Genomic DNA, 20708 nt, shown 5'->3' on the forward strand with positions numbered 1-20708 from the left:
CTTTATTGAATTTGCGGGCAGTCAAACGCAACTACTCAAAATATAAAAACGTCTTATTAGTGGAATTCACTAAGCTGTAGTGGAGTTGGTTTTTTGTCAACAAAATTGAAGCTCATAGCATTCTGTTTAATTGGTGAATAACGGAACGTATAACATGATAATCCCCTAGGAGGGAACCATGCAAAGAAGAACGGTTGGCGTCATTTTGTTATGTATATCTGCCTTTCTTTATGGTGTACGATACTTATCGGCAGCCATATTTGGATCAGGTGTTTCTTCATGGGACAGTCAGCTATTTAATGCAATGTTAGAATACGTAGGCGATGGACCATTAATTATGAGTTGGATCGCCCTAATTGCTGGAATTGGTTATTTATTTTTTGCGGAATTTGAAACGTTCCTTGTAAAGAATGTTAAAGAGATAAAGGAAAACTGGAATGCTTCCGATAGTCAGAATGATAAGTAAGAGGAAGAATATATACAGTAACGATTTAAGCAAAAATGTTATTAGCATTAACAAACAACCACGACTAGGCTGCCGGCAAGATCGGTGGCCTTATTTAGCTAATGTAAAGGGAAAAGGTTAACTCCCCAAGGAGGCTCAGCATGGATTTCACTAAAGCGAAAGAAGCGATGTTGGAGATGAAACGAAGGCCTAAACCTACCATTGCGGCGGGGCGCCGTCATACCGTTGGGCTTAAGTCGGACGGTACAGTGGTGGCAGTGGGGGATAATAAATATGGCCAATGTGAGGTAAGCGGCTGGCGCGATATGGTGTCGGTCGCGGCTGGCAATGTACATATGGCGACGAACACGGGCAATGCCCATACTGTCGCTCTTAAAGCGGACGGCACGGTGGCTGCTGTTGGTTGGAATACGTATGGCCAGTGTGAGGTAAGCGACTGGAACGATATGGTCGCGATTGTGACGGGCTGGCGGCGTACCATTGGGCTAACATCGGACGGTACGGTGGCAGCGGTGGGTCGGAATAAGGATGGCGAATGCAGCGTAGGCGGCTGGCTTGATATAGTAGGGGTCGCGGCGGGCGACTGGCATACCATCGGTCTTAGATTGGACGGCACGGTAGCGGCTGTCGGTAATAATCGGTATCGCCAATGCGAGGTAAGCGGCTGGCGCGATATAGTCGAGGTCGCGGCGGGTTATCTTCATACGGTCGGTCTTCAATCGGACGGTACGGTGACCGCCGTAGGCCAGAATAAACATGGTCAATGCGATATAAGTGACTGGCGAAGTATTGTAGCGATAGCGGCGGGGAGCAATCATACCGTAGGTCTTAAATCGGACGGTACGGTGATGGCTGTAGGCTGGAATGAGTATGGCCATTGTCAGGTTAGCGAATGGCGCGATATAGTGGCGATAGCTGCGGGTTGTACCCATACCGTAGGTCTTAAATCGGACGGCACGGTTGTTGCTGTGGGTAATAATGAACATGGCCAATGCGACGTAAGCGGCTGGCGCGGCATTCAACTGCCTGTAGGGCGTGGAGCCTAAACGTCGCTGCCGGATCTTTAACAGGAGAGGGGCCTGAATATGCGATTATTAACGGTTATCCTATTGGTACTGTTATTGGCTGGATGTGCTTCAGAGGAAGTTGTTCTCGACAAAGATTGGAAAGTCAGTCCTTTGTTCGAATCCGGCTCGTACACCATGATCGGGGAAGAGGGGAGAATCGGCTTTATCTATGATGATGGAGAAGCCGTACGATTCTACCCGAACAAGGAACAGAAATATATGTGGCATGTGTGGGGGCAATCAGAAGAAATCCAAGACGCACTAACCGTGCTTGCTACAAGCCAAGAGACAGGCGAAAAGGTCACGGTCATCAATGCCATTTCGATAGGCGGGCCGAATAACGGAGCCGACGGTCATGCTCCATCCATGATGAGCTTACCTTCAGCAGGACTTTGGAGGCTTGATGCCTATGTCGGGGAAAAGCTTTATGGCCATATTGTTGTTGAAGTGCACGAGAATGTTTAGTTTAAAAAACAGCGGCAAGCTAGGACGTTTTTTGAGCGTCCAAAGCTTGCCGCTGTTTTTATGCTCGAGGTCAATTCGCCTGGCTATATGTCCCATCCACATTTACGCCGTGTCCGAAGTAGCCGGTATCCTTCGTTGAGGTGACGGTCAGCTTGTCGCCCTCCAGCTTCATCGTCAGAGTGAAATTCAGATCGGCATCGGTAAACGTGGCGGTGTTTCCTTCGATGACCGCGGTGCCGTCCTGAATGTTGCCGATATTCGGCGCAGGCTCCTCCGCATCCGGGTTGCTCAAGTAGAAGGCATCCAGCGAGAAGGTCAGCTTGTCTCCGCTTTGCTCCGTGATGGTAATGACCGAGTTATGCGAGTCGTCCGCGCCTTCCAGCTGCCACTCGCCTTTCCAGTCGGCTGCTTGTTCCTCAGTCTGCCCGGCATCAGGCGAATTAGAAGGGGTGTTGGCATTCGAGCTCGCATTCGTGTTCGAATTTAGATTCGTATTCGCATCGTTCTCCGCCGCGCAAGCGGCAAGAGAAAGGGACAAGGCAACGGCGGCAACTACTCCTGTAGTCCATCTTTTCATAGGTTGTGGTTCTTCCTTTCGTCGTGATATCGATACAGACGCAATCACGGGCAGAATGGTTGCTGAACGCGGACCACCCCCCGGAGTAAAGGAAGTAGGAATGACTCTGCTATTTCTTCATTTCAAACGTTCCGCCGGGAGCGAGCGCAATCCCTTTAATGCCGCGTTTCTTTAAGCTTTTGACGAATTTGTCGGCGTCCTGTTCGATGATCGGGAACGTATCGTAATGGATCGGAATGACGCTATTCGTCTTCACCCATTCCGCCGCCGTGAGCGCATCGGAAGGCCCCATGGTGAGCAGATCGCCGATGGGGAGAAAAGCGAGATCGATGTCATGCTGCTCGCCGATCAGCTTCATGTCGCCGAATAAGCCGGTGTCGCCGGCATGGTACAGAGTCGTATCGTCCCATGTCACCACGAAGCCGCCGGGCATGCCCATGTAGAGGATGGTGCCTTCCTCGACGATCATGCCGGAGCTGTGGAAGGCGGGAACCATTTTCACTCGGGCAAAATCAAGCTTCAAGCAGCCTCCGAGGTTCATCCCGACCGTCTTCAGCCCCTTCCAGGAGTAATAGGTGGCGAGCTCGAAGGTCGCGATGATGGTGGCGTCATTCGCGCGCGCTATCGCTTCCGCGTCGGCGATATGGTCGCCGTGCGCATGGGTTAGCAGCACGTATTGCACCTGAATGTCGTCGGGCTTCGCTTTGGCGGACGGGTTGCCCGTCAGGAACGGGTCGATGATAACGGAATGCGTGCCGTCCGTCAGCTGGACGCAAGAGTGGCCGTGATAAGTAACGATCATGAGTCGATTCCTCCATTCTATGGATGAGAGCCTTTTTGTCTTTTTTGGCGGTCGTGGTATGTACCCTTTAAGTATATGGCGGTCTAAACCAAGCCTTGCCCTTTCTTTCGGGCATCAAACCCTAAGTACCCGATAAGACCGCACTAACAGCGCCAAAGTGCCGCTGAGGAGCCCCGCCCGTAGCTCGAACCGCGAATTATGCTATAATGTTGGAAGCGTTGCCCAAGTAGGAAGAGGAAAGCGGGAGAAAGCATGGATACGAAAATCAAGGACGTCGCCAAGCTGGCGGGCGTGTCCGTCGCCACGGTATCGAGGGTGCTCAACGAAAGCGAGCTTGTCTCCGAGAAGACCCGGCGGAAGGTACAGGAAGCGATCGATGCGATGAACTACTACCCGAACGCGACGGCCAAATATTTACGCTCCAGAAGGACCATGACGATCGGCGTTATCGTCTCCGACATTAACGTGTCGTATTACGCGGAGATCGTCAAAGGCATCGAGAACATGGCCTACTCCAGGAAGTACAAGGTCATTATTTGCGATGCGCAAAATCAGATGGACAAGGAGCTCGGATACCTGGAGCTGCTGCTTAACCGTACGGTAGACGCGATGATTCTGATCACGCCCCTCGTCGCGGACGAGGTCATAACGGATCTCGTCGACAAGGACTTCAACGTCGGAGTGATCGGACGTTACATCGAACACCCGGGAGTGCCGTGCAGCCTGACGGACAACGTGAAGTTCTCGAAGGAAGTGGTGAAGCATCTGATCGACATGGGCCACCGAAGCATCGCGTTCTTAAGCGGTTATCCGGACGCGCTCGACAGCTACGAGCGGCTCGAGGGGTATATCAAGGCGCTGCGCGAGCATCAAATTCCGTTTCGGCCGGAGCTGATCGAGAGCGGCAACTTCAACGAAGAGGGCGGATATGCGGCTTTCAAAAGGCTGGCGGGCAAGGAAATTCCGTTCACCGCGGTCTACTCCGCGAATGACGAGATGGCGCTTGGCGTCTACGCCGCATGCGCGGAGCTCGGCATCGTGATCCCGAACGATATGGCCGTCGTCGGAGCGGACAATAACCGGATTACGAAGTACATAACCCCGAAGATGAGCACGGTGGATCAGCCCAAGTATACGATGGGGGCGCTGCTCGCCGAGAAGCTGATCGATCAGATGAACGAGAACAAGTTCGAGAGCCAGCGCGTGTTCAAGGTCGATTCGGAGCTGATTGTCAGAGGCTCGTCGGACCTGGCGATTAACGGTTAGAGGAGGAGAAATTTTAATCAAGCGACTATTGTAATCGATTACAAAATGGTTTAAGCTAGGAGCTGTGAGCCGTTTCTTCCTTGGTCACCTTAAGTTGTAATCGATTACAGGGGATGCAGTGGAAGGTTTCCAGGTGGAGGTACGGGTTCTACGGGAGAAATTGTTGGTTCTTGGCGGAAAATTAACGTCGAAAAATGGAATCGATTACATTAGGAGGGGTTGTACCGTGAGAAGAGGATTTTGGAGAAAATTCGCTGTTGGCGTCATCTCCGCTTCGCTAGTGTTATCGTCGTATTCGCAGCTCGCGACGCCGTCCGCGTTCGCGGCGGGAGAAGCGGTTGAGGTTTGGCTGACGACCGGGGACAAACAGTACTTATTATCCAAACAAGAGAACATAATGTTCGGCGCGGACGATATAAGCACGCTGCCGGAGATGGCGATCAGCGTCGACGAGCGCGAGACGTTCCAGACGATCGAGGGCTTCGGCGCATCCATGACCGATTCGTCGGCCTGGCTGATCGACAACAAGCTTACGGCCCCGCAGCGGAACGAATTGATGAGCCGGTTGTTTAGTCGGGAGGATGGCATCGGAATCAGCTATATCCGCGTGCCGATGGGATCGAGCGATTTTGCGCTGGGCAATTATACGTACAACGATATGCCGCAAGGAGAGACGGACCCGAGCTTGAATAGCTTCTCTATCGCTCATGACAAAGACTACATCATCCCTCTCCTTCAGCAGGCGAAGCTCCTGAATCCGGACCTGAAGCTAATGGGCACGCCTTGGAGCGCGCCGGCTTGGATGAAGACGAACGGCAGCCTGATGCAAGGCAAGCTGAAGCCGGAATATTACGGCGTGTATGCGGAGTACTTCCGCAAGTTCATCGAAGCGTATGAGGCGGAGGGTCTCCCGATCCACGCGATCACGCTGCAGAACGAGCCTCATTTCGAGCCGAGCGGCTATCCGGGCATGCGCATGGAGCCTTCGGAGCAAATCGCTCTCGCGAAGGAGCTGGGACCGCTGCTTGCCGAGGAGGAGCTGAACACCAAAATCGTGGTGTGGGACCATAACTGGGACGAGCCGCAGTACCCGATTCAAGTGCTGAACGACGAGGAAGCAAGGACGTACATAGCCGGCTCCGCGTTCCATGGCTATGCCGGATCGGTCGATGCCCAGCAGCAGGTGCATGATGCCCATCCGGACAAAGAGATTTATTTTACGGAGAGCTCCGGCGGGGAGTTCGCTCCGAATTTCGGCGACAACCTCAAATGGGACGTGCAGAATCTGATCATCGGGGCGACCCGTTATTGGGCGAAAACCTCCCTGAAGTGGAATCTGGCTCTGGATCAGAATCATGGGCCTCAGAACGGCGGGTGCCACGACTGCCGCGGTTTCGTGACGATCAACGTCGACGATATCGCTCCAGAAAATACAGAGGTTACCTTCAACGAAGAATATTACGCGTTCGGTCATGCGAGCAAGTTCGTCGTGCCGGGCGCGGTGCGTATCGACTCCAATACGTTGGGCGCCGGCAGCATCGAAAACGTCGCGTTCAAAAATCCGGACGGCTCGAAGGTTGTCGTCGCGCTGAACTCCGGCGCCGATGCCGAAACGTTCAAGCTGCGCTGGGGCAGCCAGTCCTTCAGCTATACGCTGCCGGCGGGAGCGGTCGCCACGTTCAAGTGGAGCGGGGAGCAGACCGGCGATTCCGTCATCAGTCCGTTCTCCCGCATCGAGGCGGAGACGGCCGACGCGCATAGTGGCGTCATCGAGAATACGGATGACGGCAGCGGCAAGCATGTGAAGCTGGACGGCGCGGATCAGCATGCGACCTTCCGAAGCGTAGGCATGAACGCGGGCGTTCGCTCGGCGCTTCTTCGCGTCGCGACGGAGGGCAATGCGACGATCGAGCTGAGGGAAGGCAGTTCTGCGGGCACGCTCCTGGGCGAGGTCGAGGTGAACACCGGCGGCTATGCGCAATGGAAAACGCAGATGATCGAGGTGAACGTAGACAATAGCGTGCTGGACATCGTCGTGCTGGTGAACGGCAAGGCGAAGCTTAACTGGCTGACGTTCTCCAAGGAGGACCTGAAGTCGCAGCTCAATTATGCCGCGAGCTTCGGCGGCTTCGAGTCGGGGAATGCCGGCGGCTGGCTCGAGAGCAAGCCGGAAGGCCAGGCGAGCGCGCAGCAAGTGGACGGCGACGGAGCGCACACGGGCGATTATAAATTGACGCATTTCGCGGGCAGCGCCTACGAGCAATATACGTATCGCACGATTCACGTGCCGAATGGAACCTACAGCGCTTCGGTATGGGTGCGCAAAGGAGAGGGCAACACCGTAACGCTGGAAGCGAGGAACGGCTCGGATGCCCCGCTGATCGCTGCGACGGGCGCGGTATCGAGCGGATGGACGCAGCTCGTCATTCCATCCATTAAGATTACGTCAGGACAATTGGAAATCGGCGTCCGTTCGGTTAGTCCTGCCGGCCAATGGGCTGCTATCGATGACTTTGTCGTGAGCGGCGTAACGAAGCTTGCCCCGGCGGCAGAGCTTGGAACGGATGCGCCGGATACACCGGCGTCCGTCGCGGCCGTGGTCCGCGAGGATCTGCCGGGCGCCGTGGAGATCAGCTGGAGCGGCGTGGAGGGTGCGAGCGGCTATGCACTGTATCGTTCGTTAAGCGGCGATGACAGCGTGACGAATGCGGTCTACGGTTCATTTGCGGAGTTCATGCTTGTTCCCGCAGGCACTACCTCGTTCGTCGATACGGGGCTCCAGGCCGGCCAGGCGTATGCTTACCGGGTGACGGCCTTCCATGCGACGGGAGAATCGGCCGCATCGGAGGAAGCGGCGGCTATGCCGAGCACGACCGATACGGATGCGCCGGCGAAGCCGGCCGGATTGACGGCCGTAGAGGGTCCCGAGCAGGCGACGCTTCATTGGAGCCCAAGTCTGGACGCCGACTTCAAGGCGTACAACGTTTATCAGAACGGCGCGCGGATCGCGTCGATCGGACTTGCGACGGAGACGACGTTTACGGCGGGCTCCCTGTACGCCGGCATGACCTATACGTTCGAGGTCAGCGCGGTGGACCGCAGCGGCAACGAGTCGGCGCGCAGCGACATGGCAACGGTCGTGCCGACGGCACCATCCGTGACCATCGAGGCTCCGAACCTCGGCTTCGAGGATGGGCTGAGCGGATGGAACGAATGGCATCCGGATGGCCAAGAGTCAGCTCAGCTGGCGGACGAGACGCAGGCGAGAAGCGGGGAAGCCAGTCTGAAGCATGGGGCAACAGGTGCATACAAGCAGACGACATACCGCGAAATTGTCGTTCCGAACGGGGAGTATCGGGTAACCGTCTGGGCGAAGGCCGGCGGCGCGGATGCGTTCCGCATGGAGCTGAAGAAGTTCGACGGCACCTCGAGTCTGACGGCCGACATGAGCGGCGCGGACGGCAGCGAATGGACGCCGTACCGCATTGATCACGTCCTTGTGAAGGACGGCAAGCTGGAGCTCGGATTTTATTCCGAAGCGGGCGAGAACGGCGGCTGGGCGCACGTTGATGATATCGAGATCATGAGCTACGCGCCGAAAGCGCCGGGGACGTTAAGAGCCGAGATCGGCACCGACAAAGCTTATTTGTGGTGGAACCGAAGCGGCGAAAAGGATTTTAAAACCTATAAGGTGTACAAGGACGGGCAGCTGATCGCCACGCAAGGCGAAAACTTCCTGCAGGTGACGGGCCTTGCGACCGGCACCGCGTACCAGTTCCAGGTAAGCGCGGTCGATACGGCGAACAATGAATCGCCGGCAAGCGTTCTGACCGTCGTGCCGAAGCCGTCGCTCAGCTTGACGAACCTCGGGTTCGAGGCGGGAGCATTGTCTCCTTGGCAGGGCTGGCATCCGAGCGATCAGGCGGACGCGAATAAGGTCGACACGGACGGTCCCCGAACGGGCGCGCATAAGCTGACGCACTGGCTCGGCACCGATTACGAGCAATCGACCTACCGGACGATCACCGTGCCGAACAGCACCTACCAGGTATCGGCATGGGTTCGTACGGGAGGCGGTCAGAATGCGCTGCGCATGGAAGTCAAAAATTACGGCGGCGAGCAGATCAATGTCGACATGCGCTCGGCTTCATCGGGCACATGGACTTTGTTCGCGAGTCCGCCGATCGCGGTGACGAACGGGCAGCTGGAGATATCGTTTTATTCGAATGCCAAGGCCGGCAACTGGACGGCGATCGACGACGTACAGGTGACCGATTTGATCGGTGTGCCGGCAGAGGCCGCGCCGCCCGCGGCGCCGGTCGGACTTAAGGGTGAAATTCATCCGGATCACGTGCGCCTCGTCTGGGAACGCAACGGAGAAAGCGACATAGCGGGCTATCGAGTCTATCAAGACGGCGAGCTCATTGCCGAGCCGACCGAGCCTGCCTATGTGGCGGAGAATGTGGATGCGGACCAGACGTACCGCTACACGGTCACGGCCGTCAACGCGGAGGAGCTGGAGTCGGAGGCGTCGGCCGAATTTACGGCGACGACGAGGGAGCCGGCATTCGTAGAAGGCTTCGAGTCGGGGCAGACGGAGCCTTGGGGCGTGTGGAACACGGGGGGCACGATTGCCGTGAACGAAGGCGGCGCCCACGGGGGTGCATACAAGCTGAATTACTGGCATGGCGAGCCTTATGAGGCGACGACCTACCGCACGATCGAAGTGCCGAACGGAACCTACCGCGTATCCATCTGGACGCAGGCGGGAGACAACAAGGAGAAGCTGCAGCTCGAGGTCAAAAAGTACGACGCGGAGAACGAAAACGCGTCGACCATCGTGAATATGATGGCCGCCCATTACTCGGGCTACCGGCTGTTCGTCTCCGAGCCGATCCCGGTCACAAGCGGGAAGCTGGAAATCGGCATCAACGCGAAGATGACCGCATCCGAGTGGGCGAACTTCGACGATCTGCGGATCGTGAAGGTGGATCCGATTCCGGATGAGCCGACCGATCCGGTCATCGTGCCTCCGGTTCCGCCGGTATCCTCGGGCGGGAACGATAAAATCAAGATCGACGAGAACGGGGCAGCCGTCGTGAAAGCCGAAGCGGGCGCGGAGGAAGTGCGCATCCCGGCCGCCAAGCTGGATATGAGCAAGCTGGAGACGCTTCGAGTCGAGCAAGGCTCGCTCGGGGTCGACATTCCCGCCGCCGTGGTGAAAGCCCTGCTGCAGATCGCCGAGGATGAAGGCTTATCCGGCGCGGAGATCCGACTGACGGCCCGTCCGGTAACGAAGAAGGAGACCGACGGGCTGCTCGCAGACTACCAACATCCGAACGGAAGCAGCTTGCGGCCGGCCGGTGATGTCTACGACTGCGAGCTGGCCATTGTGGACCGGGACGGAGAAGGCTTCGCGCTGACGGCATTCGATTCGCCGATCACGATCCGTCTGCAAGCCGATCCGTCTGCAAACGAAGAGCTTCTCGGCATCTATTATTTGGCGGAAGACGGCAGTCTTGAATATGTCGGCGGCAGTTATGCGGATGGCTACATGCAGGCATACGTGAGCCACTTCAGCCGGTACGCGGTGCTCGAATACGACCGCAGCTTCGCCGATGTAACCGCCGAGCATTGGGCTTACGGCGCCATTAAGCGAATGGCGGCGAAGCATATCGCGCAAGGCGTCGGCGAGGACCGGTTCGCGCCGGAGCGCGAAGTAACGCGCGCGGAGCTCGCCGCGCTGCTGAGCCGCTCGCTCGGCTTGACGGCCGAAGCGAAGGCGCCGTTCCAGGACGTCGATGGCGAGGCGTGGTATGCGGCGGATGTAAGCGCGGCGTACGAAGCGGGAATCATTCAAGGCAAGACGGATGAGCTGTTCCTGCCGGACCAAGCAATCTCGAGAGAAGAGATGGCGATCATGCTCATGCGGAGCTATGAGTATCTGACGGGAGAAGTCGCAGCGGCGGACGGTGCATCCTCCCGGTTCGCGGATCTCGAGGACATCAGCGCGTGGGCGCTGGAGCAAGCTCTCGCTGCCGAGCAGCTAGGTCTCGTGCAAGGCGACGAGCGGCAACGGTTCGCTCCGCAAGAAGAGCTGACCCGGGCGGAAGCGATTCAAGCCATCGCGAATCTGCTGGACAGCAAGTTGAATTCCTCTCCCTCCAGAAGCTAAAATATAACCGTCACCCATATTATCGATGGAGGTTGATCACATGTACCGCAAAGCAGAGGACTTATTGGAGGATTGGGCAGTATCGGCGGCAGGCACCTTGTCCGTCATGAAGGCAATCACCGATGATAAGATGAACACGGCGATCGTGGAAGGGCATAGCACGCTCGGCTGGCTGGCCTGGCATTTAACCGGCTCGATTGGAACAATCGCCGGCGCTGCGGGCTTGCAAGTCCCGTTCATCGAACGGGGCACTCCGGTACCGGCTTCGATGTCGCAAATCGTGGAGAAGTATGAAGCGGCCGTCGAGACGTTCAAGAACGAAGCCGGGAAGCTGACGGATGAGCAGCTTGCGGAAGAGATCGACGGGTTCATGGGCAGGACGGCCCGAGGAAAATTCCTTCGGCTGTTGATCGACCACCAGACGCACCATCGCGGACAGATGACGGTTCTGCTTCGCCAAGCGGGCTTGCCGGTACCAGGCGTACTGGGGCCGACGAAGGAAATGCTGGCGGCGAGATCCTAGAACATCCTGAATAAACAGTAAGCAGGCCGGTAATCGGGTACGAGACTCGATTGCCGGCCGTATTTTTTTACGCGCGAAAGTCTGCCCTAATCCGGACCTCGCTTACGGGCGATCCGTTTCTGAATCCCGAATATCGCCAGCGCCAGAAGAACGCCAACGAGCGACATCGTCATGTCCTTGTGGGCGTCGAATATATCCCCCTGCATGCCGATATATTTGGCGGCCATCTTCGGATCGAACAACACCGCCGCCCACATCTCGAGCAGCTCGAACAGCCCGCTTGCCGCGACGATGAATGCGAACGTGACGACGTATTGACCGGCATGGCGCAGCTTCAACAAGAAGAGAACGCCCTCCCGTACCGGAAAAGCAAGGAACAGCCCGAACGCCAAATGAACGATCCGGTCGTAAACTCCCCGTTCCAAATGGAAAGCCTGCTTGAGCCAGGCATCGACGGGTGTCAGCTGATAAGAAAAATGACCTCCATAAGCATGCATGGCAAGGAAGACGGCGATCAGAATATAGCTTAGATTGGTAAGCGGAAGTACGCGGTAGAACCAGATCAAGAGGATGACGGCGGTGACCAGAAGCGCGTTTTCCACCAGCCATATTTTCCAATCGAGCGGCCGAATCGCCATGCAAATCCAAAAAACCGTAAAGACGGCAATCGTAGCTTGAAGCAAGCGGTTTTCTTTAAAACGGATCTGGTGACTTTTGAGAAGCCGGGACCAGTCCGTATTTCGCGGTTGCTTTGCTGATGTAAGAGCCAAGACAATTTCCTTCCTCCGAATGGATTGAAGCCGTGCACCTCTCAAGGATAGCATTCCCAATCGAAGCGAAAGCATGATGCGGCGCGCAGTAAAAAACCCGGTTAAAGGAAACCGGGTTCGTTGACTTTTATTACGAGTTGGTTTTTTGCAAGTTGCCTCTGCCTTGCTTGTTCGGGTTATTGGACCTTGATGCGGCGTGCTTCGGGTTGTTTTTATCCGGATTCACTTTCGTGCTCATGGCTGTCGTTCACCTCCTGTCCGATTCCACCAAAGTATCTCTCCAAACCGCGATCCTTATTAGAAGGAGTCCATTCCTTCGTTTAGCGCGGCAGGGGTAAGGGAAGAATGAACAAGATTAAAATACATGACAGCCGAGGCGGGACCCATGAGTGGTCAATTACATGACATCCAACAAAAAATGGCGCAGTATGAGCTCGATCGATGGTTAACGGGCAGCTTGTTTACCTGGCAGTGGTGGGTACTGCTTGCTTTACTGTTCGTGCCATGGTTTTTATTATTCCGGCTCATCGACCGCCGAAGGGCGTATTCGATCTGGTTCTATGGACTAACGGTGCTCATCGCGACTTCCTTTACGGATGATCTTGGCGCCGAAATCGGCATTTGGGTATACCCGATCAAGCTGGCGCCTTATTCTCTTATTGGTTTTCCCTTTGATTTTTCGATCGTTCCGGTTGCGCAGATGCTGATGTTTCAGTACTTCGGAGCGTGGAGGAGCTTCCTCATGGCCTTAACCGCGCAAGCCCTTGTTTTTGCGTTTATCGGGGAGCCGCTTTCGGTCAAGAGCGAGCTTATTACCTATTATGGTTGGACATACGCCTATTCCTTTCTTTTCTATATGATCACTGGCGTTTCGGCCAAAGCGTTCGTGCATTATTGGGCGCCAAAAAATCAATAAAAAGAGAGGCCCATGCGCATGCGCATAGGCCTCTTACTTGTTTGGCTATCTTAAATCGGCAAACAGCTTCTTGTACTTATTGTAGTGACCGCTGACGCGATCGATCATGTAATTGTACGCAAGCTGATTATTGGCCAAGTTGGCCATTTCCTTGTCGACATCGACATTATTGCGATTGTTGTTCATGGTCGTATGGCTATGCTCGACCACTTTGTAAGGGATTGTCGCCGAACCGGAGCTTAGGGGCAGATGCTTCTCATGCGTTCGGCTGAGCTGCAGATTGTCTCCGTTTCCCTTGTTGATCATCTTCTCCAATTCTTCTTCGAAGACAACGCTTTTCACTTTATAGCCCGGCGTCTCGGCATTCGCAAGGTTCTCCGAAATCATCTTTTGCCGTAGCTCCAAAATTTGCAGCAAAGATTCGTTTCGAATGGAGTTTTTGGTCGCGAACATATTTCGTCACCTCCATGATGCTTCATCTCTTTTCATCAAATCCCGACAACATAGACCTATACGCATAGAGGGCTGCGAAGGTTTCGTTTTTTTCGTGCACGACGGGAAGGTAATTTGTAGATCCCTGTCAAATTAATGACAAAGCTATACGAAATGTAGAGGCGGTGCGAAATGTCAGACCACTGGAATACATATCTTACATCTATCGATAAGAAACCGGCGTCGTTCCTGCTCGATATGGAGCCTTGGAAGGATGGCGATAAGGAAACGTTCATCCATCTGTTTCGGCTAAGGGTGATGTTGAACGAGCCGACCGAGGAAGGTCTTACTAGCAATGAGGAGGCCTCGGTATTGTATGCCTTGGAGGACTCCATTAACGATGCTCTTGGCCCTGACTATCTGTTCGTCGGCCGAATCACCACCGATGGCAGGAGGGACTTCTTCTACTATACGGAATCCGCTGATGGAAGTCAGCTGGCCAGCCTTGCCGAGTCTTGTATCGGAGATCATCTGTACAGCGTGGCGCGAGTGGAGGAGAAGGAGCCGAGATCCTTTTACTATGAAAGTCTTTATCCGGACAAAATCAATTGGAATCGCATGGCCAACAGGCAGCTGGTTCAGAAGCTTAACGAGCTTGGCGACTCGCTGACGATTCCGAGGATCGTGCGTCACTGGATCTACTTCGACTCCGCGGAGTCGCGCAGCCGATTCAAGGATCACGTGCAGGAAGCGGGCTTCCGCATCGAAGATCAGGATTTTCGGGACAATAAGTACTCTTTAATCGTCTCCAGAGAAGACGCGGCGGAGTTCGACGCCATTAGCGAGGTGACCGATGAGCTGGTCCATGCTGCTGAGCGATACGATGGGGATTACGATGGCTGGGAGACGCAAGTCGTCAAGGAGAAGGCCGGCTTCCTCGGCGGGTTGAAAAAAATGTTCAAGATAAAGTAAAGCGGAAAGGCTTGGCGCTATTGGATTCCGATCGTTCAGAGCGGGAAATAGGTTTAGTAGAAGGAGCAGAGCGGCTGCTCCTTTTTTATTTGCGGGGCCTGGGCCGCCGCTCCTCCATCTTCGTCGTTTTGCCGTATGTTCGGCGGATATTGGGATTGTTCGCCCCCTAATCCTGCCTTACAGTGAAGGTGAAATGGAAGCGTTTCGAAAAAACGGAAGCGACGAAAGGGAGGTAAGGAAGGAATGACAGGTAAAAGGTTGCGAATGAACAAAAGCCTGCTTATCCTGATGGCGGTCATGCTGTTCATCATGACGGCGGCGGTGACGCCGGAGTCATCGGCGAATACGGCCGGCGTGACAGCGGCGGAAGCGGCGGAGAGCTATTCGTTCGAGGCGGAGGCCGCGGGCAACGCGTTGTCCGGCAAAGCCGAGATCAAAGACTGCCAGACGGCGACCGATTGCTCGGGCGGGCAGCTGGTCGGCGGGCTGTGGGGCGGATCGTCCTTGACGTTTAACGGCGTTAACGTAGCGGAAGCGGGCGTCTATACGATGACCGTCCACTACATATCGGGCGATCCGCGGCCGTTTCAGCTCACCGTGAACGGGGGCGGAACCGACTCGTATAACCCGCCGGCTACGGCGAGCTGGGAGACGCTCGGCGCCTACGAGCTGCAGCTGGAGCTGCAGGCGGGCGACAACGTGCTGACGTTCGCCGACGGCGGCGGCTATTCGCCGGACATCGACCGGATCGAGCTGCGCCTGTCCGGAAATGGCGGCGGTTCGGGCGAACCTGGCGAGGGGGCGGTCTATGAGGCGGAAGCCTCAGTGAACGAATGGACGGGCAACGCGTCGGTGTCCGCCTGCCAGACGGCGACCGGCTGCTCGGGCGGCCTTAAGGTCGGCAATCTGTGGGGCGGCTCCACGCTGCAGTTCAACGATGTCATGGCCGAGGAAGGGGGCGTGTATACGCTGAGCGTCTTCTATATATCGGGCGATCCGCGGCCGGTATCGGTCTCGGTTAATGACGGAGCGGCCGAAAATTACGCATTCCCGAAAACGGCCGACTGGGATTCGCTCGGCGTCTTCCGCGTCGAAATCGAGCTGAGACAAGGGGCGAACACAATTACGTTCGACGATGACGGCGGCTGGTCGCCGGACATCGACAAGATCGAGGTGGCCGCGAGCGGCGGCTCCGGCGAGGATCCGGGTCCCGTCGACGATATCGGCCTGATCGGCGATGCCGTCCGCTCGGACAAATTCGGTTCGATCCGCGTGACCGAGCATGAGAAGGGCGCCGTGTTCGCGACGCGGAATTACGCGATCACGTTCAACACGGAGTCCGGCTTGTCCGCTATCGCGTGGGACGGCAAGACGCTCATTAAGGGCGCGTATGCCAGCGCTCAAGTTGGCGATCAGCTGCTCGACAGCCGCAAGTATGACGAGCATCTGTTCCAGCTCCGCGGCGTCGAGCGCATCAAGGACGGTCACGGCAAGGGCATTCGCCTGACGGTCGAAAATCGCGCCGAAGGGCTGCCGACGATGAAGCAGACGTACCAGCTGTACGAGGATTTGCCTTATTTCCTCGTGTCGCAGGAGCTCGTCAGCGAGACGCCGATCCGCTCCAACGACATGGCGCCATTCGCGGTGCACGCGGCAGGCGGCGTCGATATCGGCAGCTACGGCGACAACCGCGTGCTCATCACGCCGTTCGATAACGACATGTGGTCGCGCTATCAGGCGCGCACGATTAATACGTCGCTCAACAACGACAACTACGTCAGCTCCGAGATGACGGCTGTGTACGACAACGTCAGCCGGAACGGGTTCGTCATCGGCTCCGTCACGCATGACGTATGGAAGACGGGCATCTACTGGAGCGGCTCGGACGATAGGCTGAACAAGCTGAAGGTGTACGGCGGATTTACGTCCGTAACGTCCACGCACGATACGCTGGAGCATGGCTACGTAGAAGGAACGACGCTGAAATCGCCGCAGGTTATGATCGGCTATTACGACGATTACCGCGACGGGCTCGAAGGCTACGGCGAGGCCAATGCCGCCGTCGCTCCGCCGCTCGCATTCGGCAAGGGCGTGCCATCCGGCGTGCCTGTCGGCTGGAACAGCTGGGGCGCGTACGAGAGCTCCCTCAGCTACGACAAGGTCGTGGCGGTATCGGACTTTTTCGAAGAGCATATTCAGAAGACGTTCAACAACAAAGGCACCGTGTACATCAACATGGACTCGTATTGGGATAACTTGACGGACCAGCAGCTGCGGGACGCGGTGAAGATCATTCGCGGCAACGGGCAGAAGGCCGGCATCTATTACGGGCCGTTCGTCTATTGGGGCGACAATATGGAGCAGCCGGTCGAAGGCACGGACGGGAAGTACACGTACGGCGACATTATCCTGCGCGACGAAGCGGGCCAGCCGCTGCCGAAGGTGGACGGCGCGTACGCGATCGACCCGACGCATCCGGGGGCGAAGCAGCGGGTAGAGCATATTTTCGGGCGGTTCCTGGATTACGGCTTCGAATATATCAAGATCGACTTCCTGAGCCACGGCTCCTTCGAGGGCGTACACTACGATCCGAAGGTGACGACGGGCATTCAGGCGTACAATGAGGGCATGGCGCACATCAACGAAACGCTGAAGGGCCGGATGTTCATCAGCGCGTCGATCGCGCCGCTGTTCCCGAGCCAGTACGCGCACGCGAGACGCATCTCGTGCGATATCGACGGCTCGCTCTTCCGAACGGAGTACCAGCTGAACAATCTGACATACGGCTGGTGGCAGAACGGAACGATCTACCGCTATACCGACCCGGACTACATGACGCTGGTCAAAGGCGGATCGTATAACGCCGCCCAGTCGCGCGTCAACGCCGCGGCCATCTCCGGCACCGTGTTCATGAGCTCGGACGATGTAAGCAATCCCGAGGCGCAGGAGCTGATGAAGGCGCTGCTGACGAACAAGGACGTAAACCAAGTCGCGCTGCTCGGCGAGGCGTTCCGTCCGGTCGAGGGCAATACGGGAACCGCGGCGGCGGACGTATTCGTCCTGAAGGACAAGAAGGACTACTATTTGGCGGTATTTAACTACGCGAACGAACCCGCCGCCAAGACGATCGATCTGGCGCGAGCGCTCGGCATTCCGGCTACCGCCATGGCGGAGCTGACAGACGTATGGACGGGCGAGAGGACGGGGGCGCAAGGCACGCTCGCCGTTGATTTGGAAGCGGGCCAGTCGAAGCTGTATAAGGTGAAGGTGAAGGTGAAGAAATAGCGTAACAATTTTAATAAAACTCCGGCTTGCGGAACCGATGGTTCGAGCAGCCGGAGCTTTTTTTGCGCGCGTTTCCCGCAGATTGCAGATATTCTATTGGTTTATATATTGACATGATATATATTGGTCTGATATAGTCTGATCAACAACATATACAATTATTTCTAGTTTTATGACAGGGAGGACCAACTAACTTGAACAGTCAGGATGTTATTTTAGGCATGCTTATGAAAGAAGCGTTGACCGGCTACCAAATCAAGCAGTTACTGGAGGATGTGTTCTCCAATTTTTTCACCTCTAGCTACGGAACGATTTATCCCACCCTTGCACGAATGGAGAAGGAGGGGTTGATCACGAAGGAGAACGTGCTCCAGGACGGTAAGCCTAACAAGAATCTATTAAATATAACGCCTAAGGGAAGAGAGCATTTTAACGCTTACCTGCTAGCCCCGCTGGAGGCGGACAGCATCAGGAAATCCGATTTTATGATGCGGCTTTATTTTGGCGAATTCGTGGGGTATGACAAGGTCATTAGTTGGCTCAAGCAAGCTCAAGAGGAGTCGCAAAAGAAGTTAGACCAATTGCTGGGGCAATATTCGCTTTATAAAGATGAAATGCATCCCGCCCAGGTCATCTGCATCCAAATCGGGATTGAAGAGTATAAGGCTAAGCTTGCAACGATTGCCGAGGGGGTGGTGAGGCTGGAGAAGCTCGTGCAAGAGCAGGTCTGAACGCGGGGAATTCAATCGATTATAGGAGGAATGTTATGAAAACGATTTTTATCACCGGTGCTTCAACGGGAATAGGCAGGGCCGCAGTCAAACATTTTGCCGAAAGAGGCTGGAACGTGGCAGCCACGATGCGCTCGCCCGAACGGGAGACGGAATTCCTTTCCTTACATAATGTGCTGGTGCTGAGGCTCGACGTGGAGAAAGAGGAGACGATTCAATCTGCGTTAGCGGAGGCGATCGGGCGGTTTGGCCAAGTCGATGTTCTTCTTAATAACGCCGGGTATGGAACCATGGGGCTTATCGAAGCGGCTACGGAAGAGCAGATGAGAAGACAGTTTGAAGTGAACGTTTTTGGTCTGATCCGAATGACAAAAGCCATGCTGCCGCATTTTAGATCCAATCAAGAAGGAATGCTGATCAATATCTCTTCCATGGGCGGGAGAGTGACCTTCCCTACGATGTCCCTGTATCATGCCTCCAAATTTGCGGTGGAGGGCTTCTCCGAGTCGGTATCCTATGAATTGGCATCGCAAAACATCAAAGTCAAATTGATTGAACCGGGCGCGATCAAAACGGACTTTGGCGGAAGATCGATGGAGTTCTTCTTTGACGAGGCATTAACGGACTATAAGCCATTCACTACTGCGTTTCGGAGTAAATTGGGCGAGATGGAGAAACAGCCAACCTATGCTTCGCCTCCGGAAATCGTTGCCGAAACCATCTTCGAAGCGGCCACGGACGGTACGAATCGATTCCGGTATGTAGTAGGGGAGGATGCCAAGATGCTCATTCATATGAAAGAAAATACGGATGAAGTGGAGTATCTGACGAATATAGGCCGGCATTTTTCTTGAAATTTACGTTATCGGCTAAAACGAAAACGCAGGGCATCCTTTCGGGGATGCCCTGTTCTCCTTAGCAGAAGCAATCCGGTTTGTGCTTCGGCTGCGCCTCGGTTGACTGTTGCTGTTCTTGAGGCCCGCCTTCTTCATAGGCAACCAACGAATGGGTCGCATGGCTCAGCACGGCGCCCGCGCGCGTACAAGCGGCGACGAGAACCGCTTCGAATATTTCCTCGCGCGTTCCGCCAAGAGACTGAAACTTTTTGACATGCGCGTCAATGCAGTAAGGACAGCCCGTTACATGGGAGACGGCGATCGCAATGAGTTCTTTCGTTCGCAAGGGTATTCCCTTCAGCTCCTCATACACCTGATGCTCGAAGGTCAAATACGATTGGGCGGCTTCCGGCGCAAGTCGAATAAGGTCGGGAATCCGTCTCAAGTTATTGCTGTCATAGTAGTTCATCGGCGATGCGGCCCCCCGTCATTCCGGTAAGTGCTGATGCCAAGCAACCTGTAGACAAAGCAAGTCCCAAGGGCAGTTGTCGCCAAGGGGATCACTCCCAGCAAACCGACGTACCGCCAACCGGAATCCGCTTGGAAGAATACAACCAGCATGCCGATACCGAGTAAGAGACGCACGGATCGGTCGAGACCGCTAAGATTTTTCAACTCGTATCACCTCGGGTAGAAGTTTGGATTCGAGCTTATCTTAGCAGCATCCCGCGGCGCGTTCCGTGACTAAGTCACAATGCCTCGTCTCGAAGAACCTGGAGTAACCGGTCCCGGTCCAAAACTTGGATGTATCCTCTGCCCTGGGCAATCAGACGCTTCTCGGCCAACGCCTTCAGAGCGCGGCTAACGACTTCTCTGGCGGTACCGAGCTCAATGGCAGCTTGTTCGTGCGTAATGCTGAGGGTCGCGCGGTTCTCGTCGGTGTGTGATAGCAGGTAGTCAGCGACTCGATACGTGATCGGCCGGAACGCAATATGGTCGAGCAGGGTCATGACGGACGTGATTCGCTCAACCATTTGGCCGAAAATAAATTGCTTCAGCGGTTGGCCGACTTCGATCCACTGCTTGAACAGCGGGATCGGTACGAGCAGCACTTCCGTTTCCGCCTCAATCTCCGCGGATGCTTCATAGGGGGTATCCCCTAAAATGCTAGCCATCATGAGGACGCAGTTCTGGCCGCCCTGCACGCGATAAAGGGTAATTTCCCTGCCTTGATCATTGACCTTGAAGATGCGAACCGAGCCGCTCAGAACAAACACGGCATGCTGAAGCATATGGCCCTCTCGGATAGAATGGGGCGTGCTTGGCGAGACAGTTCGAACCTCGCACGGCATCCAATACGAGTCGGGAATCGAGGACAAGCAGGGGAACAGAGTAGAGGCTTTTTCTTTCATGGTAGGATGCATA

At 55.6% G+C, this 20708-nt stretch carries 18 protein-coding genes; 11 read left to right on the forward strand and 7 right to left on the reverse strand.

The window, feature by feature from the left end:
- The first annotated feature begins 178 nt into the window (after positions 1-178).
- The 3 genes from NQZ67_RS17975 (at position 179) to NQZ67_RS17985 (ending at position 1998) form a co-directional block, all read left to right on the forward strand.
- On the forward strand, positions 179-466 hold the full coding sequence (locus NQZ67_RS17975; RefSeq protein WP_257448605.1) for a hypothetical protein: 288 nt from the start codon (positions 179-181) through the stop codon (positions 464-466).
- A gap of 140 nt (positions 467-606) precedes the next feature.
- On the forward strand, positions 607-1512 hold the full coding sequence (locus NQZ67_RS17980; RefSeq protein WP_257448606.1) for an RCC1 domain-containing protein: 906 nt from the start codon (positions 607-609) through the stop codon (positions 1510-1512).
- Positions 1513-1551: 39 nt separating this feature from the next.
- Complete coding sequence (locus NQZ67_RS17985; RefSeq protein WP_257448607.1) at positions 1552-1998, forward strand: DUF4871 domain-containing protein; 447 nt, start codon at positions 1552-1554, stop codon at positions 1996-1998.
- 70 nt (positions 1999-2068) lie between these two features.
- On the opposite strand, the gene NQZ67_RS17990 is transcribed toward NQZ67_RS17985, so the two are convergent.
- Both NQZ67_RS17990 and NQZ67_RS17995 read right to left on the reverse strand, forming a co-directional pair.
- Positions 2069-2575: a hypothetical protein gene (locus tag NQZ67_RS17990; RefSeq protein ID WP_257448608.1), complete on the reverse strand. Its 507-nt coding sequence runs from the start codon at positions 2573-2575 to the stop codon at positions 2069-2071.
- A 109-nt stretch (positions 2576-2684) separates the two neighbouring features.
- A complete protein-coding gene (locus NQZ67_RS17995; protein WP_257448609.1) occupies positions 2685-3377 on the reverse strand; it encodes a metal-dependent hydrolase in 693 nt (230 codons plus the stop codon).
- A gap of 252 nt (positions 3378-3629) precedes the next feature.
- Between NQZ67_RS17995 and NQZ67_RS18000 the strand changes: the two genes are divergently transcribed.
- The 3 genes from NQZ67_RS18000 to NQZ67_RS18010 all read left to right on the forward strand — a co-directional run bounded on the left by NQZ67_RS18000 (position 3630) and on the right by NQZ67_RS18010 (position 11341).
- Entirely contained in the window at positions 3630-4643 is a 1014-nt protein-coding gene (locus NQZ67_RS18000; RefSeq protein ID WP_257448610.1) for a LacI family DNA-binding transcriptional regulator, read from the forward strand.
- Positions 4644-4869: 226 nt separating this feature from the next.
- Complete coding sequence (locus NQZ67_RS18005) at positions 4870-10818, forward strand: S-layer homology domain-containing protein (RefSeq protein ID WP_257448611.1); 5949 nt, start codon at positions 4870-4872, stop codon at positions 10816-10818.
- 40 nt (positions 10819-10858) lie between these two features.
- Positions 10859-11341, forward strand: coding sequence for a DinB family protein (locus NQZ67_RS18010; RefSeq protein ID WP_257448613.1), 483 nt, complete (start codon positions 10859-10861; stop codon positions 11339-11341).
- Between the two features lie 86 nt (positions 11342-11427).
- On the opposite strand, the gene NQZ67_RS18015 is transcribed toward NQZ67_RS18010, so the two are convergent.
- On the reverse strand, positions 11428-12024 hold the full coding sequence (locus tag NQZ67_RS18015; RefSeq protein WP_257448615.1) for a DUF2238 domain-containing protein: 597 nt from the start codon (positions 12022-12024) through the stop codon (positions 11428-11430).
- Positions 12025-12496: 472 nt separating this feature from the next.
- On the opposite strand from NQZ67_RS18015, the gene NQZ67_RS18020 reads away from it, so the two are divergent.
- Complete coding sequence (locus NQZ67_RS18020) at positions 12497-13027, forward strand: CBO0543 family protein (protein ID WP_257448618.1); 531 nt, start codon at positions 12497-12499, stop codon at positions 13025-13027.
- Positions 13028-13072: 45 nt separating this feature from the next.
- Here NQZ67_RS18020 and flgB read toward each other — a convergent pair whose 3' ends face one another.
- On the reverse strand, positions 13073-13480 hold the full coding sequence (gene flgB, locus NQZ67_RS18025; protein ID WP_257448620.1) for a flagellar basal body rod protein FlgB: 408 nt from the start codon (positions 13478-13480) through the stop codon (positions 13073-13075).
- 171 nt (positions 13481-13651) lie between these two features.
- Between flgB and NQZ67_RS18030 the strand changes: the two genes are divergently transcribed.
- The 4 genes from NQZ67_RS18030 to NQZ67_RS18045 all read left to right on the forward strand — a co-directional run bounded on the left by NQZ67_RS18030 (position 13652) and on the right by NQZ67_RS18045 (position 19301).
- Positions 13652-14431 carry a DUF695 domain-containing protein gene (locus NQZ67_RS18030; RefSeq protein ID WP_257448622.1) on the forward strand — a complete coding sequence of 260 codons (780 nt, stop codon included), beginning with the start codon at positions 13652-13654 and terminating at the stop codon, positions 14429-14431.
- Positions 14432-14674: 243 nt separating this feature from the next.
- Positions 14675-17716 (forward strand): carbohydrate-binding protein, encoded by a 3042-nt coding sequence (locus NQZ67_RS18035; protein ID WP_257448624.1) that lies wholly within the window; start codon positions 14675-14677, stop codon positions 17714-17716.
- 194 nt (positions 17717-17910) lie between these two features.
- Positions 17911-18447, forward strand: coding sequence for a PadR family transcriptional regulator (locus NQZ67_RS18040; RefSeq protein WP_257448625.1), 537 nt, complete (start codon positions 17911-17913; stop codon positions 18445-18447).
- 35 nt (positions 18448-18482) lie between these two features.
- On the forward strand, positions 18483-19301 hold the full coding sequence (locus tag NQZ67_RS18045) for an SDR family oxidoreductase (RefSeq protein ID WP_257448627.1): 819 nt from the start codon (positions 18483-18485) through the stop codon (positions 19299-19301).
- Positions 19302-19362: 61 nt separating this feature from the next.
- Here NQZ67_RS18045 and NQZ67_RS18050 read toward each other — a convergent pair whose 3' ends face one another.
- The 3 genes from NQZ67_RS18050 to NQZ67_RS18060 all read right to left on the reverse strand — a co-directional run bounded on the left by NQZ67_RS18050 (position 19363) and on the right by NQZ67_RS18060 (position 20707).
- A complete protein-coding gene (locus NQZ67_RS18050; RefSeq protein WP_257448629.1) occupies positions 19363-19752 on the reverse strand; it encodes a carboxymuconolactone decarboxylase family protein in 390 nt (129 codons plus the stop codon).
- The gene (locus NQZ67_RS18055) at positions 19749-19958 is read right to left on the reverse strand and encodes a YgaP family membrane protein (RefSeq protein WP_257448631.1); all 210 of its coding nucleotides are present in this window, start codon (positions 19956-19958) and stop codon (positions 19749-19751) included. The genes NQZ67_RS18050 and NQZ67_RS18055 overlap by 4 nt, the downstream gene beginning before the upstream one ends.
- Positions 19959-20032: 74 nt before the next feature.
- A complete protein-coding gene (locus NQZ67_RS18060; protein WP_257448633.1) occupies positions 20033-20707 on the reverse strand; it encodes a Crp/Fnr family transcriptional regulator in 675 nt (224 codons plus the stop codon).
- Position 20708: the final 1 nt, after the last annotated feature.

The organism is Paenibacillus soyae (assembly GCF_024623455.1).
Lineage (GTDB): Bacteria > Bacillota > Bacilli > Paenibacillales > Paenibacillaceae > Pristimantibacillus > Pristimantibacillus soyae.

Coding starts and splice junctions, on each gene's coding strand:
- NQZ67_RS18035 (WP_257448624.1), top strand. CDS start 14,675: ATGACAGGTAAAAGGTTGCGAATGAACAAAAGCCTGCTTATCCTGATG.
- NQZ67_RS18010 (WP_257448613.1), top strand. CDS start 10,859: ATGTACCGCAAAGCAGAGGACTTATTGGAGGATTGGGCAGTATCGGCG.
- NQZ67_RS17990 (WP_257448608.1), bottom strand. CDS start 2,575: ATGAAAAGATGGACTACAGGAGTAGTTGCCGCCGTTGCCTTGTCCCTT.
- flgB (WP_257448620.1), bottom strand. CDS start 13,480: ATGTTCGCGACCAAAAACTCCATTCGAAACGAATCTTTGCTGCAAATT.
- NQZ67_RS17995 (WP_257448609.1), bottom strand. CDS start 3,377: ATGATCGTTACTTATCACGGCCACTCTTGCGTCCAGCTGACGGACGGC.
- NQZ67_RS18050 (WP_257448629.1), bottom strand. CDS start 19,752: ATGAACTACTATGACAGCAATAACTTGAGACGGATTCCCGACCTTATT.
- NQZ67_RS17980 (WP_257448606.1), top strand. CDS start 607: ATGGATTTCACTAAAGCGAAAGAAGCGATGTTGGAGATGAAACGAAGG.
- NQZ67_RS18000 (WP_257448610.1), top strand. CDS start 3,630: ATGGATACGAAAATCAAGGACGTCGCCAAGCTGGCGGGCGTGTCCGTC.
- NQZ67_RS18045 (WP_257448627.1), top strand. CDS start 18,483: ATGAAAACGATTTTTATCACCGGTGCTTCAACGGGAATAGGCAGGGCC.
- NQZ67_RS18030 (WP_257448622.1), top strand. CDS start 13,652: ATGTCAGACCACTGGAATACATATCTTACATCTATCGATAAGAAACCG.
- NQZ67_RS17985 (WP_257448607.1), top strand. CDS start 1,552: ATGCGATTATTAACGGTTATCCTATTGGTACTGTTATTGGCTGGATGT.
- NQZ67_RS18060 (WP_257448633.1), bottom strand. CDS start 20,707: ATGCATCCTACCATGAAAGAAAAAGCCTCTACTCTGTTCCCCTGCTTG.
- NQZ67_RS17975 (WP_257448605.1), top strand. CDS start 179: ATGCAAAGAAGAACGGTTGGCGTCATTTTGTTATGTATATCTGCCTTT.
- NQZ67_RS18020 (WP_257448618.1), top strand. CDS start 12,497: ATGAGTGGTCAATTACATGACATCCAACAAAAAATGGCGCAGTATGAG.